The organism is Nonomuraea wenchangensis (assembly GCF_900111685.1).
Classification (GTDB): domain Bacteria; phylum Actinomycetota; class Actinomycetes; order Streptosporangiales; family Streptosporangiaceae; genus Nonomuraea; species Nonomuraea wenchangensis.
Window position 1 is genome coordinate 115,815 of the sequence record NZ_FOHX01000007.1, and the last position, 14,528, is coordinate 130,342.

General features: G+C 74.3%; 13 protein-coding genes. 5 read left to right on the top strand and 8 right to left on the bottom strand.

Going from position 1 to position 14,528, the window contains the following annotated elements; all coding sequences use genetic code 11:
* Positions 1–12: 12 nt before the first annotated feature.
* On the top strand, positions 13–579 hold the full coding sequence (locus BMW85_RS22145) for a riboflavin biosynthesis intermediates N-glycosidase (protein WP_091084403.1): 567 nt from the start codon (positions 13–15) through the stop codon (positions 577–579).
* Between the two features lies 1 nt (position 580).
* On the opposite strand, the gene recD2 is transcribed toward BMW85_RS22145, so the two are convergent.
* Entirely contained in the window at positions 581–2,752 is a 2,172-nt protein-coding gene (gene recD2, locus BMW85_RS22150; RefSeq protein ID WP_245774994.1) for an SF1B family DNA helicase RecD2, read from the bottom strand.
* Positions 2,753–2,780: 28 nt separating this feature from the next.
* Positions 2,781–3,923, bottom strand: coding sequence for an acetate/propionate family kinase (locus tag BMW85_RS22155; RefSeq protein WP_091084408.1), 1,143 nt, complete (start codon positions 3,921–3,923; stop codon positions 2,781–2,783).
* 107 nt (positions 3,924–4,030) lie between these two features.
* On the opposite strand from BMW85_RS22155, the gene BMW85_RS22160 reads away from it, so the two are divergent.
* The 4 genes from BMW85_RS22160 to BMW85_RS22175 all read left to right on the top strand — a co-directional run bounded on the left by BMW85_RS22160 (position 4,031) and on the right by BMW85_RS22175 (position 8,123).
* On the top strand, positions 4,031–4,519 hold the full coding sequence (locus BMW85_RS22160) for a (2Fe-2S)-binding protein (protein ID WP_091084411.1): 489 nt from the start codon (positions 4,031–4,033) through the stop codon (positions 4,517–4,519).
* Positions 4,516–5,487: an FAD binding domain-containing protein gene (locus BMW85_RS22165; protein ID WP_091084413.1), complete on the top strand. Its 972-nt coding sequence runs from the start codon at positions 4,516–4,518 to the stop codon at positions 5,485–5,487. Before BMW85_RS22160 ends, BMW85_RS22165 begins: the two co-directional genes overlap by 4 nt.
* Positions 5,484–7,514, top strand: coding sequence for a xanthine dehydrogenase family protein molybdopterin-binding subunit (locus BMW85_RS22170; RefSeq protein WP_091084416.1), 2,031 nt, complete (start codon positions 5,484–5,486; stop codon positions 7,512–7,514). The genes BMW85_RS22165 and BMW85_RS22170 overlap by 4 nt, the downstream gene beginning before the upstream one ends.
* Positions 7,515–7,580: 66 nt before the next feature.
* Entirely contained in the window at positions 7,581–8,123 is a 543-nt protein-coding gene (locus BMW85_RS22175; protein ID WP_091084419.1) for a DUF6328 family protein, read from the top strand.
* Here BMW85_RS22175 and BMW85_RS22180 read toward each other — a convergent pair.
* The 6 genes from BMW85_RS22180 to BMW85_RS22205 are packed head-to-tail and all read right to left on the bottom strand — an operon-like array spanning position 8,036 to position 14,405.
* A complete protein-coding gene (locus BMW85_RS22180; RefSeq protein WP_091084422.1) occupies positions 8,036–8,389 on the bottom strand; it encodes a cation:proton antiporter in 354 nt (117 codons plus the stop codon). The genes BMW85_RS22175 and BMW85_RS22180 overlap by 88 nt on opposite strands.
* Entirely contained in the window at positions 8,386–8,658 is a 273-nt protein-coding gene (locus tag BMW85_RS22185) for an MrpF/PhaF family protein (protein ID WP_091084425.1), read from the bottom strand. The genes BMW85_RS22180 and BMW85_RS22185 overlap by 4 nt, the downstream gene beginning before the upstream one ends.
* Positions 8,655–9,200, bottom strand: coding sequence for a Na+/H+ antiporter subunit E (locus BMW85_RS22190; protein WP_091084428.1), 546 nt, complete (start codon positions 9,198–9,200; stop codon positions 8,655–8,657). Before BMW85_RS22190 ends, BMW85_RS22185 begins: the two co-directional genes overlap by 4 nt.
* Positions 9,197–10,807 carry a Na+/H+ antiporter subunit D gene (locus tag BMW85_RS22195; protein ID WP_091084430.1) on the bottom strand — a complete coding sequence of 537 codons (1,611 nt, stop codon included), beginning with the start codon at positions 10,805–10,807 and terminating at the stop codon, positions 9,197–9,199. The genes BMW85_RS22190 and BMW85_RS22195 overlap by 4 nt, the downstream gene beginning before the upstream one ends.
* Positions 10,807–11,610, bottom strand: a complete 804-nt coding sequence (locus BMW85_RS22200) for a Na(+)/H(+) antiporter subunit C (RefSeq protein ID WP_091084433.1) — start codon at positions 11,608–11,610, stop codon at positions 10,807–10,809. Before BMW85_RS22200 ends, BMW85_RS22195 begins: the two co-directional genes overlap by 1 nt.
* Entirely contained in the window at positions 11,607–14,405 is a 2,799-nt protein-coding gene (locus BMW85_RS22205; protein ID WP_091084436.1) for a Na+/H+ antiporter subunit A, read from the bottom strand. The genes BMW85_RS22200 and BMW85_RS22205 overlap by 4 nt, the downstream gene beginning before the upstream one ends.
* Between the last annotated feature and the right edge of the window lie 123 nt (positions 14,406–14,528).

Sequence of the window (14,528 nt, forward strand, 5' to 3'; positions counted from 1 at the left end):
ACAGTCACCCTCATGTCCGACGAACCCGCCCTGCCCATGACCGTCGAGGAGGCCGTCGCCGCAGAGCGGGCCGGTCTCCGGTTGAAGTACCTCTACTTCTGGGGCCACCGGCCGCCGCGCGGCGGCGGCGTCGGGCCGGGCTGCCTCAGCCAGTGGTGGCCGGTCACGTTCACCGAGGACGGCCACGTCTACGCCTCGGCCGAGCACTACATGATGGCGCACAAGGCGTGGCTGTTCGGCGACGGCGAGACCGCCGAAAGGATCCTCGCCGCCGGGCACCCGGCCGAGGCCAAGGACCTCGGCCGTGGTGTGCGCGGCTTCGACGAGGACACCTGGGCCGAGGAGCGTTTCGCCGTCGTGGCCCGGGGCAACGCCGCCAAGTTCGGCCAGCACGCCGACCTGGGCGCCTATCTGCTCGGTACCTCCGGGCGGGTGCTGGTCGAGGCCAGCCCCCGCGACCGGGTGTGGGGCATCGGCCTGGCCGCCGCCGACGAGCGCGCCGCCTCCCCGGCCGCCTGGCAGGGACTCAACCTGCTCGGCTTCGCGCTCATGGCCGTCCGCGCCACGCTCCAGGGGTAGGTCAGGTCTCCGCCGCCGGGGCCTCCAGGGTCAGGGACAGGCGGCGGGCCAGGCCCGTGTTGCGGCGGGAGCCGATGCGGTGGACGGCCAGCTCCAGCGCCTCGCGCTGCCCCACCAGCACCACCCACGCCCTGGCCCGGGTGACCAGGGTGTAGAGGAGCTTGCGGCGCAGCATGATGCCGCCGGACTCGGCGACGATCGGCGCCACCACGAACGGGTATTCGCTGCCCTGCGAGCGGTGCACGCTGATCGCGTAGGCGTGGGTGAGGTCGTCGAGCTCGTCGAAGCCGTAGGCGACGCTCTCGCCGTCGTCGGTGCGGATGGTGATCGTGCGCTCGGCCGGGGTCACGGCCGTCACCGTGCCCGTCTCGCCGTTGAAGACGCCCTTGTCGTAGTTGTTGCGGATCGGCATGACACGGTCGCCGACCCGGAACACGGTGGCTCCCGACCAGTGCTCGGGCTTGTCGTCGGCGGCCGGGTTGAGCCGGTCCTGGATGAGCCGCCCGAGCGCGGTGGCGCCGGTCTCGCCCTTGCGCATCGGGCACAGCACCTGGACCTGGCTGGGCTCGACGCCCTGCTTGCGCGGGATCGCGACCATGGCGAGGTGGGCGACCCGCTGGGCGACCTGGTCGGGGTCGTCGAGCTCCTCGAACCAGAAGCCGCCCCGGCCCGGCGTGACCGGCATGCGCCCGGCCCGGATGCGGTGGGCCGCCTCGACGATGCCGCTGCCGCCCGCCTGCCGGAAGACGTGGGTGAGCTGGATGCGCGGGACGCCGGGCACCCGCAGCAGGTCGGCCAGGACGTCGCCGGGGCCGATGCTCGGGAGCTGGTCGCTGTCGCCGATGAGCAGCAGGTGGCTGCCGGACGGGACGGCCGCCACCAGCCGGGTGGCCAGGTGCAGGTCGAGCATGGACGCCTCGTCCACCACGATGAGGTCGGCCCGCGAGGGCCGCTCGTCGAACAGCGTGCCGGGCTCGGGGTCGGACTGCTGGGCCAGCATGCGGTGGACGGTCATCGCGGGCAGCCCGGTCAGCTCCGACAGCCGTTTGGCGGCCTTGCCGGTCGGCGCGGCGAGCGTGACCGTGCCGCCCGCCTGCCGCACCGCGGTCGCGATGGCCCGGACGGTGTGGCTCTTGCCCACTCCGGGCCCGCCGGTGATCACCGCGACCGTGCTGGTCAGCGCCATGGTGACGGCCGCCCGCTGGTCGTCGTGGAGCGAGTCGTCCTCGCGGAAGGCGCGCAGCGGCAGCGTCGAGCGGGCCCGGAGCAGCCGGGCGAGGTGCGTGGCCAGCGCCTGCTCGCGGGCGTGCACGTGCTTGGCGTAGGCCACGAGCTGACCCGGCTGCGCCGGCGAGGTCTCCACCGCCAGGCGGCGCTCGGCGACCAGCGCGTCGAGCTGCGGGTGCACCAGGTCCTGGTCCTGCTCGATCAGCTCGGCCGTCTCACGCACCAGGGCGGCGACCGGGAGGTAGCAGTGGCCGTCGCGGCTCCCGGCCGCCTCCAGCCGGTCGAGCAGCGCCGCCCTGACGCGTTGCGGGCTGCGTTCGGGCACTCCCGACTGCAGCGCGATGCGGTCGGCCACCCGGAACGCGATGCCCCGCACCCGCCCGATCAGCCGGTAGGGGTCGGTCGCCAGCACCTCGTCGGCGTCCTGCCCGAACGCCTGGTAGATCTTGGCCGCCAGCAGCGGGCTCACCCCGAGCCCCTGCAGCGTCACCATCAGCGCGGCGATGGCCTTCTGCTCCCGCCACGCCTCCACGATCTGCGCCTGACGCAGCGGCCCGATGTTGACCACCTCGGTCAGCCGGCCGGGCTCGGCGTCGATGACCTTGAGCGTGGCCTCGCCGAAGTGCTCGACGATCGCGTGCGCCAGCCGCGGCCCGATGCCCCTGACCAGGCCCGAGCCGAGGTAGATGCGGATGGCCCGGACCGACGACGGCGTGACGCGCTCGCACCCGGAGACCGCGAAGCGCCGCCCGTGGCGGGCGTGCCGGCCCCACTCGCCGTGCAGGCGCAGCGTCTCGCCCGGCTGCACCCCGGCCAGCGCCCGGCCGGTCGCCACGAAGCCGGGCTCGCCGTCGGCGCTCATGCGCGCGACGGTGTAAGAGTCCTCGCGGACGTAGACGAGCTGCTCGACCGACGCCTCCACAGGGACGATCCAACCATCCCGCACCGACAAACCCCCAGGGCCGGTGTCCGGGTCAGGGGTCCTCCTCGCCGAGCACGCGCAGGCATTCGCGGGCGAGCTGCAGCTCCTCGCGCACCTGCACCACCAGGACGGGGACGGCGGCCCCCTCGGCGCTGACCGGTCCGTCGTCGCGGCGGTTGCCGAGCGCGGGCGGCTCGATCCCGAGCGGCCCGAGCCGCAGGCAGACCGCCTCGCGCACCTCGGGCTGGTCCCAGCCGATCTCGCCGGTGAACACCAGTGCGTCCACGCGCGGCAGCGACGTGGCCGCGGCGGCGATCTCCCGCGCCACCCCGTGGGCGAACACGCGCAGCGCCAGCCCGGCGTCCCGGTCGCCGTCGCGCTCGGCGGCGACCAGCTCGCGGGTGTCGCCGGAGCGTCCGGACAGGCCGAGCAGCCCGGAGCGCCGTTCCAGCCCTTCCCTCAGCTCGTCCAGGGTCAGCCGGCCCTCGGCCAGCAGCCAGGTCAGCATCCCGGGATCCACGCTGCCCGAGCGCTTGCTCATGGGCATGCCCTCCAGCGGCGTGAACCCCATCGAGGTGTCCACGCTGCGCCCGCCCGACAGCGCGCACGCCGAGCACCCGCCGCCCAGGTGTGCCATCAGCAGCTCCAGCTCGGCGAGCGGCCGGCCCAGCAGCTCCGCCGTACGGTCGGCGGCCCAGGCGTAGGACAGGCCGTGGAAGCCGTAGCGGCGCAGGCCGTGCCGCTCGCGCCACTCGCGCGGCAGCGCGTACGTCGCCGCCTCCTCCGGCAGCTCCGCGTGGAAGGCGGTGTCCGGGCAGAGCACGTGCGGCACCGCGGGAAGCTGCTCGCGGGCGGCCTCCAGCAGCGCCAGCGCGGGCGGCAGGTGCAGCGGCGCGAGGCTCGTCACGCCGCGCAGCGCCGCCACCGTCTCGTCGTCGGCGACCGCCGGGGCGCGCACCGCCTCACCGCCGTGCACCAGGCGGTGCGCCACCGCCCGGATGTCCCGGTCGAAGTGCCCGCCGAGGAACCGGGCCAGCTCCTCCCGCGCCGCGGCCGGGTCGGCGGCCCGCTCGGCGTGCACGCTGTCCAGGACGCAGCCGCCCTGCACCAGGTCGAGACGCAGGCTGGAGGAGCCCGCGTTGACGGTCAGCACCGCCGCCGATTCGCTCATCAGCTCGTCGAACGCCAGGCCCATGCGCCCCCGGCTACCCGGCACCGCCCGCGCAAAACGGACGGCTAGGGACGAAGGCGCTTTACCGCCCCCGGAGGTTGCCCGGCGATCAGGTCGGGTAGCGAGCGCTCATGGACATCCGCCTTACGGTGAACGGCAGGCCGCACACGCTCGACGTCGATCCCCGCATGTCGCTGCTCGACCTGCTGCGCGAGCGGCTGGGGCTGATCGGCTCGAAGAAGGGGTGCGACCACGGGCAGTGCGGCGCCTGCACCGTCCTCGTCGAGGGGCGGCGGGCCAACTCCTGCCTGGCGCTGGCGGTCGCCATGGACGGTCTCTCCGTCACCACCGTCGAGGGCCTCGCCGACGGCGAGCACCTGCATCCGCTGCAGGCCGCCTTCATCGAGCACGACGCCTTCCAGTGCGGCTACTGCACGCCGGGCCAGCTCTGCTCGGCGGCCGGCATGCTCGGCGAGCCCGGCCCGAGCGCCGTCACCGAGAACCTCCTGGACGACCCCGAGCTCACCCCGCACGAGATCAGGGAGCGGATGAGCGGCAACCTGTGCCGCTGCGGCGCGTACGTCAACATCGTCAGCGCCATCTCCGAGGTCGCCCGATGAGGCCGTTCGACTACGCCCGAGCCGCCAGCGCCGCCGACGCCGTGCGCCGCTACCGCCCCGGCACCATGTACCTGGGCGGCGGCACCAACCTCGTCGACCTCATGCGCCTCGGCGTGGCCCGACCCGAGCACCTGCTGGACGTCAGCCGGCTGCCGCTCGACGCCGTCGAGGAGGTCCGCGGCCGGCTGCGCGTCGGCGCGGCGGTGCGCAACACCGACCTCGCCGTCCACCCCCTGGTGCGCGCCCGCTACCCGATGCTGGCCCGCGCGGTGCTGACCGGCGCCTCCGGCCAGATCCGCAACATGGCCACCGTGGCGGGGAACCTGCTGCAGCGCACCCGGTGCGCGTACTTCCAGGACGTGAGCAGGCCGTGCAACAAACGCCGGCCGGGCTCCGGCTGCCCCGCCATCGAGGGCGACCACTCCAACCTGGCCGTGCTCGGCCACTCCGGCGCGTGCGTGGCCACCCACCCGTCCGACATGGCGGTCGCGCTGGCCGCGCTGGAGGCGGAGGTGCACGTCACCGGCCCGGGAGGTGACCGCATCATCCCCATGCCCGGCCTGCACCGCCTGCCCGGCGACGCCCCCGAACGGGACACCGTGCTGGAACCGGGCGACCTCGTCACCGCCGTCGAGCTGCCCCCGCCGCCGCCCGGCGCGTCCCTCTACCGCAAGGTGCGCGAGCGGGCCTCGTTCGCCTTCGCCCTCGTGTCCATCGCGGCCGTCCTCGACGTCGCCGCCGACGGGACCGTCGCCGGGTGCCGCATCGCGCTCGGCGGCCTCGCGCACGCGCCCTGGCGGGCCGAACGCGCCGAGCGGGAGCTGATCGGCCGCCCGGCGACCGGCGGGGCGTTCCTGGCCGCCGCCGAGTCCGAGCTGGAGCAGGCCAGGCCGCTGCCGCGCAACGCCTACAAGGTGCCGATGGCCCGCGACCTGATCGTCAACACGCTGGAGGAGCTGGCACCGTGAATCGCGTCGAGGGCCGCGTCAAGGTCACCGGGCTGGCCACGTACGCGGCCGAGTACCCGGTCGAGGGCGTCGCGTACGCCTACCCCGTCCAGTCGCTCATCGCCAAGGGCCGGGTCGCCCGGGTGGACGCCGCCGCCGCGCTCGACCTGCCCGGCGTGCTCGCCGTGCTGTCCGTCGCCGACCCGCCCGAGCTGGCCGAGGACGCCGACGCCGAGCTGGCGCTGTTCCAGCGGCGCGAGGTCGCCTACCGCGGCCAGATCATCGCCGCCGTCGTGGCCGAGACCTACGACCAGGCGCGCGCCGCCGCCGACGCCGTCCGCGTCGAGTACGAGCCCGCCGACCACGACGTCAGCCTGCGCGCCGACCACCCGGGCCTGTACCGTCCCGAGGTCGTCAACCCGAACTTCCCCTCCGACACCGAGCAGGGCGACCTGGAGGCCGGGCTGGCGCAGGCGGCGGCCGTCGTGGACGTCACGTACACGACGCCCGTCCTGCACAACAACGCGATGGAGCCGCACGCCGCGCTCGCCGTGTGGGACGCCGAGGGCACCCTGCTGGTCTACGACTCCACGCAGGGCGCCACCACGGACCGCGACATGATCGCGAAGACGCTGGGCCTGCCGCGCGGCCGGGTCCGGGTGGTCGCCCGGCACGTCGGCGGCGGCTTCGGCTCCAAGGGCACCACCCGGCCGCACGCCGTGCTGGCCGCCCTCGCCGCGCGTGTCACGGACCGGCCGGTCAAGGTGGCGCTGACCCGGCAGCAGATGTACGACGTGACCGGCTACCGCACGCCCACCATCCAGCGGCTGCGCCTCGGCGCGGACGGCGAGGGCCGGCTCACCGCGCTGGAGCACGTCGCCTACGAGCAGAGCTCGACGCTGAAGGAGTTCGCCGAGCAGACGGCCGTCCCGGCCCGCGTCATGTACGCCACCCCGGCCCTGCGCACCGCGCACCGCCTGGTCCGGCTGGACGTCGCCACGCCGTCCTGGATGCGCGCCCCGGGCGAGTGCCCCGGCATGTACGCCCTGGAGTCGGCCATGGACGAGCTGGCCTGCGCCACCGGCATCGACCCGGTCGAGCTGCGGCTGCGCAACGAGCCCGAGACCGAGCCGGGCAGCGGCCTGCCGTTCAGCTCCCGCGACCTGGCCGGCTGCCTGCGCGAGGGCGCTCGCCGCTTCGGCTGGGAGCGGCGCGACCCGGAGCCCGGCGTCCGGCGCGACGGGGAGTGGCTGATCGGCACCGGCGTGGCCGCCTCCACCTACCCGTCGAAGCGGAGCCCGTGCCAGGCCGTGGCGTGCGTCCGCGACGGCGGCTTCCTCGTCCAGGTGGCCGCGGCCGACATCGGCACCGGGGCGCGCACCGCGCTCACCAGGATCGCCGCCGAGACGCTGGGCGTCGCCCCCGACCGGGTGCACGTCGAGCTCGGCGACAGCGACCTGCCGGCCGCGCCGGTCGCCGGCGGATCGATGGGCACCGCCTCCTGGGGGTCGGCCGTCGTACGTGCCTGCGAGGAGCTGAAGAAGGACGGCAGGGAGGGCCGCGCGGACACCGCCGAGGAGGTCGGGCAGGACTCCGAGCTGGCCAGGCACGCCTTCGGCGCGCAGTTCGCCGAGGTACGGGTCAGCGCCGTCACCGGCGAGATCCGGGTGTCGCGGCTGCTCGGCGTGTTCGCCGCGGGCCGCATCGTGGACGCCCGGCTCGCCCGCTCGCAGTTCATCGGCGGCATGACGATGGGCCTCGGCATGGCGCTCATGGAGGAGACGCTGACCGACGAGGAGTTCGGCGGCTTCCTGCGCCGCGACCTCGCGCAGTACCACATCCCGGCCTGCGCCGACGTCCCGGACGTCGAGGCGGTCTGGCTGGAGGAGGAGGACGAGCGGCTCAACCCGATGGGCAGCAAGGGCATCGGCGAGATCGGCATCGTGGGCACCGCGGCCGCCATCGGCAACGCCGTGCACCACGCCACGGGCCACCGCGTCAGGGAGCTGCCGATCACCCCGGCCAAGATCGTCATGGCCAGGTTTTGACGCTTCTTTACGTGGAAGTAGAGCGCTCTTCACGCCGCGTACCGCGGCGACGGCACGGGAGGGCGTGTGAGCCGAGAATCGGACAAGGAGCGGGCGGACCGCAATTTCGTGGAGCTCCTCCAGGGTGCCCGCGTCGCGGTCACGGGCGTGCAGGTGCTGTTCGCGTTCCTGCTGACGGTGCCGTTCTCGCAGCAGTTCGACAGGCTGGCCCCGGCCGACCGGTGGCTGTTCTTCGCGGCGCTGGTCGGCGCGGCGGTGGCCTCGATCTGCTACATCGCGCCCACGGCCCAGCACCGGGTGCTGTTCCGGCAGGGCCGCAAGGAGCTGCTGGTACGACGCTCCAACTTCTACGGGATCCTGGGCGCGCTGGCGCTGATCGTGTCGATGACGGCGGCCACCGGGCTGGTGATCGACTACCTGTTCGGGCCCCGGCTGGCCTGGCCCGTCGCCGGCGCGATCGCCGTCCTGGCCCTCTGGACCTGGTTCGGCCAGGCGGCCGTCGACCGGGCCAACGGCGAGGATCAGGACTTGGGCGAGGAGCCGGGCGGCTCCTCCGGCGGCAGCGACGTCCCGTCGTCCTCGTCCTCCCGTGAGGAGTCCCGGGCGTAGGCGGCCCGCGCCACCGTGTACGCCGCCACCGCCACGGTGATCACCTGCGAGAGCCCGACCAGCGCGAGCGGCCCGGCGGTCGCCCAGGTGGGCCGGTGCAGCCACATGGCGAGCAGCACCAGCAGCACCCCTGCCACCTGGGGCTTGGTCCCGGCGTGCATACGTTCCAGCGTGTGACGGAACTTCACCAGGCCGGCCCCCGCCGACAGCGCCAGCACCGCGCCCAGCAGGAGACAGGCCCCGGCGAGCGGATCAAGAGCGCTCATCGGGGCCTCCTGCCGGACCGGCCGGTGAAGAACCGGGCCAGCGACACCGACCCGACGAACCCCAGCAGCGACAGCACCAGCAGGATCGGCAGGTCGGAGTAGTCGTCCCTGGCCACCGCGAACGCGCCCGCGCCGCACATCGACACCGCTGTCATCGCGTCCAGCGACACCGCCCGGTCCAGCATCGACGGGCCGCGCGCCGCCCGGTAGAGGATCAGCGCGGCGGCCACGCCGAGCAGCGCCAGCGTCAGCGCGTACACCACAGTCATGGCGTCCTCAGCTCCTCCTGGTCCGCGCGGGTGCCGAACGCGGCCACCACCCGCGACTCCAGCGCGGTCACGTCGCCGCGCACCTTCTCCGTCGCGTCGCCGGGGATGCCGAGGACGTGCAGCATCAGGCACCGCTCGGCGAGGTAGGCGTCCACCACGATGCTGCCCGGCACGTTCGACAGCGCCGTCATGATGAGCACCGTCATGGGCTCCGACGACGTGCGCAGCTGCACCCTGATGAGCTGCGCGGGCGGCGGCCCCGGCCGGAACACGTAGAACACCACCCGCGCCGTCGAGATCAACAGGTCCCATCCGAAGTACAGCAGGAAGCGCGCCAGCGCGACGGGCCTGGCCCTGATGCCGGGGTCGAGGGCGGGCAGCGGCAGCAGCCACGACACGACCGTGCCCGCCGCGATCCCGCCCAGCACGTTGGCCGGCGAGATGTCGCCCCACAGCGTCACCCACACCAGCGTCAGCCAGGCCACCAGCGGCAGCGGCACCCTGCGGCCCAGGACGCGCGGGGCCAGCGGCCGCCCGTTCACCGCCGGTCTCCCAGCACCGCCGAGACGTACGGCTCGCGCTCCAGCAGCTCGCCGGCCGTCCGCCAGGTCAGCGCCGACAGCGGCCCGGCCAGCACTGTGAACGCCAGCCCGAGCGCCACCAGCGCGGCCACCGGCCCCGCCAGCGCCGCCGGCAGCGTGGTCGTCGTGACCGTCGGCTCCTCTCCGGTGTCCTCCTCGCTCTCCACCACCGTGCCCGCCCGCTCCTCCCGGGACGTCCGCCAGAACGCCTTGCCCCATGTCTTGGCGACGGCGTAGAGGGTGAGCAGGCTCGTCACCAGCCCGGCCGCCACGAGCGCCACCGGCAGCGGCCCGCCGTGCGCCAGCCCCGCCTGCACCAGCATCAGCTTGCCCAGGAAGCCCGACATCGGCGGGATGCCGGACAGGTTCATCGCGGGCACGAAGAACAGCACGGCGATCAGCGGCGCCGTCCTCATCAGCCCGCCCAGCCGGTTCACCGACGTCGTCCCGGTTCGCCGCTCGATGAGCCCCGTCACCAGGAACAGGCTGGTCTGCACGGTGATGTGGTGCACCACGTAGAAGATCGCGCCGGCCATGCCCGCGACCGTGGACAGCGCCACCCCGAACACCATGTATCCGATGTGGCTGACCAGCGTGAAGGAGAGCATCCGTTTGATGTCGGTCTGCGCCACCGCGCCGAGCACGCCGGTGAGCATCGTGGTCAGCGCCACCCACATGAGCAGCGTCGAGACCGGGCCGCCGGGGAACAGCAGCGCCTCCAGGCGGATGATCGCGTACACGCCGACCTTGGTGAGCAGGCCGGCGAAGACCGCCGTCGCCGGGGCCGGCGCGGTCGGGTAGGAGTCGGGCAGCCAGGCCGACAACGGGAACAGCGCCGCCTTGATCGCGAACACCAGCAGCAGCGTCAGCTCCACCAGCAGCTTCACCTGGTCCGGCAGCGTGGTGAAGCGCGTGGCGAGCTGGGCCAGCGACAGGGTGCCGGTGGCCGCGTACGTGATCGCCAGCGCGATCAGGAACAACATCGACGAGGCCAGCGCCATCAGCGTGTACGTCGCCCCGGCCCGGATCCGCGCCTCGGTCCCGCCGAAGGTCAGCAGCACGTACGAGCCGCTGAGCAGCAGCTCGAAGCCCACGAACAGGTTGAACAGGTCGCCCGTCAGGAACGCGTCGGCCACCCCCGCCACCATCACCAGGAACGCCGGATGGAAGATCGCCATCGGCGCGTCGTGCTCCTGCTCGTCGTAGGCGTTGGCGATGGAGTACACCATGACGCACAGCGTCACCGCCGACGACACGACCAGCACCAGCGTGGAGAGCCGGTCGGCCACCAGGCAGATCCCGACGGGCGCGGGCCAGCCGCCGAGGTCGGTCACCAGCGGCCCGCCGGAGTCGGCCGCGATCAGCAGCAGCGCCGACACCGCGAGCGTCACGCTCATCGTGCCGATGCTGAGCAGCGACTGCAGCCGCCGCAGCCGCCCGCCGATGGCCAGCTTCACCCCGGCGGCCAGCAGGGGCAGCAGCACCGGCACGCACACCAGCCCCTCCAGCACGGCCCTGCTGACGGGGATCACGATGCCCGCCGGGAGGAGGAGGGTCGCCGGGATCATCAGTCCTCGCCCTCCAGCTCCGGGTCCTGGGCCAGCGCCTGCCGTTCCAGCTCGCGCCGGATGGCGGCGCGCAGCTCCCTGCGCGCTTCCCGCTGCCGCGCCTTGAGCTGCCTGCGCAGCTCGCGCTCCCTGGCCGCCTGCGTGACGCGGCGCCGCTCGTGCTCCTCCCGCAGCTCCTCGATGCGCAGCGCGTTGTCCACGGCGGGCTCGCGCAGCGCCGCCTCCTCCAGCCGGCGCTGCAGCTCCTCCTCCGTGGCGCCCCGCTCGCGCAGCCGCCGCGCCCACTCCTCCAGCTCGACGTGGACGCGGTCGATGCGCCGCTCCAGGTCCACCTCCTCCAGCCGCTCCCGCTCGGCCTGCTCGGCCTCCAGCCGGGCCAGCTCGGCCCGCTGCTCGGCGATCAGCCGCCGGTAGGCGACGTTGCGACGGTGCAGGGCCTGGACCAGCGCGCCGCGCCGGGCGCGCAGCCGCACCCGCCGGTCCTCGGTGTCGTCCTGGACCTCGTCGCTGCCGGTGACCTGCCACGAGCGGTGCACCATGGCCAGCACGAACGCGGTCACGCCCAGCGTGATGACGATCGCGGTGAGCACCATGGCCTGCGGCAGCGGATCGGCCTTGCCGGCCGCCCCGACGAACGGAGGCACGCCCGCGTCGCCGCCGGAGGTGACGATGAGCAGGTTCACCCCGTTGCCCAGCATGATCACCCCGGCCAGCACCCGGACCAGGCTCCGCTCCAGCAGCAGCGTCACCCCGGCCGCGACCAGCGCGCCGGAGGCGGCGAAGGGCAGCAGCGGCGCGGTCACCCCTCCTCCCCGGCGCCCGCGCGGGCGTCGGTCTCCGCGCCCTCCCCGGCGTCGATCTGCCGGTCCAGCTCCGCGCCGAGGCCGCGCAGCACGTCCTGCGCCATCCCGATGACCGACAGGTAGACGCCGATGTCGAACAGCAGCCCCGTGGACAGGTGCACGTGCCCGAGCACCGGCAGCGTCACGTCGGTGGACAGCATGTCGAGCGCCGCCTGCCCGGCCAGCAGCCCGATCAGCGCCGTCCCCGCGGAGAGGGTCAGCCCGACGCCCATCAGCACGCCCGCGTGCACCGGCAGCGCCACGGCCAGCTCGTTGCGGCCGCCCGCCAGATAGCGCACGGTGATCGCGAGCCCGGCCACGATGCCGCCTGCGAACCCGCCGCCCACCCCGCTGTGCCCGATGAACAGCAGGAACACCGACAGCAGCAGCACCGTGTGGAAGGTCAGCCTGGCCGCGATCTCGAACGGCACCTGCCGCTTGCCGGCCGGCCGCGCCGAGGCCAGCCAGTGCGTACGCTCGGCGGGCGGCGGCTCGCCCCGCTCGATCGCGTACGACCGCCGCCGCAGGAACACGAGGCTCGTCACGCCCAGCGTGAGCACGATCAGCACCGAGCTCTCGCCCAGGGTGTCCCAGGCGCGGATGTCCAGGATGACGGCGCTGACGATGTTGGCGATGCCCGCCTCCCGCGAAGCGGCCTCCATGAGCCCGCCCACCGGCGCGGCGCTGCGCGCGTTCTTCGCCTCCATGCCCGCGCCGATCGCGACCACGGCCACGGCCAGGCCGAGCGCCGCGCGCAGCGGCAGGGCCAGCCGCCCGCTGGCCGGGTCGATCGGCAGCCGGCGCAGCACCAGCGCGAAGATCACCAGGCTGAGCGTCTCGGCCAGGAACTGGGTGAGCGCCAGGTCGGGCGCGCCGTGCACGAGGAACAGCAGCGCCGTGCCGTACCCGGTGAAGCCCACGATGACGGCCAGGAAGATGGACGCGCGGGCGAACAGCGCCACCACCGCCGCCGAGATCGTCAGCAGCGCGACGACGAGCTGCTCCGGCCGCTCCCACCACACGACCGGCGACACCAGGCTGGGCGTGCCGCCGTAGGTGACGGAGAACACGCCGACGCCGATCGTGGCCAGCAGCGCGAGCACCAGGTAGTCCGGCACCGAGCCGCGCTGGATCACGCCGGTGACCTGGATGGCGAGCCGGTCGAGCCGGCGGATCAGCGCCCAGTACGCCTGCCCGGAGTCCACCAGGTGCAGCCGCGCGCCCATCCTCGCGACCGGCTCCCTGACCAGGAACAGCGCCACCCCACCCGCCAGCGCTACCGCCGACAGCAGCAGCGGCAGGCCGACCCCGCTCCACACCGCCAGATGGGCGGCGTGCCCCGGGTCGCGGAAGAAGGCCGCGTAGCCGGTCTCCATCGCGTGGCCGTACCAGGACGAGAACGGCACCAGCACCAGCCCCAGCGCCGCCAGCAGCGCCGCGGGCACGAACGTCGCCGCGGCCGGCCGCTCCACCGGCCGCCCCTCCACCCCCGGCTTGGCGGCGAAGGCCCCCCACAGGAAGCGCAGCGTGTACGCCGCCGTCAGCGCCGACCCCGCCACCACGCCCGCCAGCGGCCACGGGGCGCCGCTCAGCGCCTCGAACGCCGCCTCCTTGCCGACGAACCCCGCCAGCGGCGGCACCCCCGCCATCGACGCCCCCGCCAGCACCGCCGCCGCGCACACCCACGGCATCGACCGCCCGAGCCCGCTCAGCTCACGCAGGTCCCGGGTGCCGGCCGCGTGGTCGATCACGCCCACCAGCAGGAACAGCGCCGCCTTGAACAGCGCGTGCGCGAGCAGCATGCCCACGCCCGCGAGCGCCGCCCCCCGCGTGCCGTACCCGAACAGCGCGGTCAGGAAGCCGAGCTGGCTGACCGTGCCGTAGGCCAGCAGCCGTTTGAGGTCGCTCTCGCGCAGCGCCCGCCAGCCGCCCAGCACCATCGTCAGCAGCCCGAGCGCCACCGCCGGCGCCCGCCACTCCGTCAGGTCCCCGGCCGCCGGCCCGAGCCGCGCCACCAGGTACACGCCCGCCTTCACCATCGCCGCCGCGTGCAGGTACGCCGAGACCGGCGTCGGCGCGGCCATGGCCGCCGGCAGCCACGAGCTGAACGGGAACACCGCCGACTTCGCCAGGGCGCCGGTCAGGATCAGCGCGACCGCGGCCGGCCCGACGTCCCCGGGACCGACCTCGGAGATCCGGTACGTGCCCGCCGCCGCCCCCACCAGCACGAACCCGGCCAGCATCGCCAGGCCGCCGAACGTGGTGACCGTCAGCGCCTTCATCGCCGCCTGCCGGCTCATCCGGCTCTCCGGGTCGTGGCCGATCAGCAGGTACGAGAAGACCGTGGTCAGCTCCCAGAAGACGTACAGCAGGAGCAGGTCGTCGGCCGTCACCAGGCCCAGCATCGACCCGGCGAAGGCCACCATCACGCCGCCGTAGCGGCCGAGCCCTTCGTCGTCCGCGGAGAAGTAGCGGGCGCTGTAGACCAGCACCAGCACGCCGACGCCGGTGACCAGCGCCATCATGAGCATCGCCAGCGCGTCGGCGCGGAAGGCCAGCGCCAGCCCCATCGACGGCGCCCACCGGGTGACCTCCTCGGCCGGCACCCGCCCGCTCAGCCCCAGCCACACCGTGTACCCGAACCCCGCCGCCGGAGCCAGCGCCAGCACCGGCAGCGCGCGGCGCCCGCCGATCCGGCGGGCCAGCCAGGGAGCGCACACCGCCGCCACCGCGTGCAGGATCAGCAGCGACTCCATGGGCTCCTCAGGCGGGGGCGGGCATACCGGTCTCGTCCGCCCAATCTCGCCCACGCCGCAACCCCGGCCGCGCAGGCACGGCCGGGGTTGACCAGTCCCTCACCAGGGGGAGGGGCTGACGGC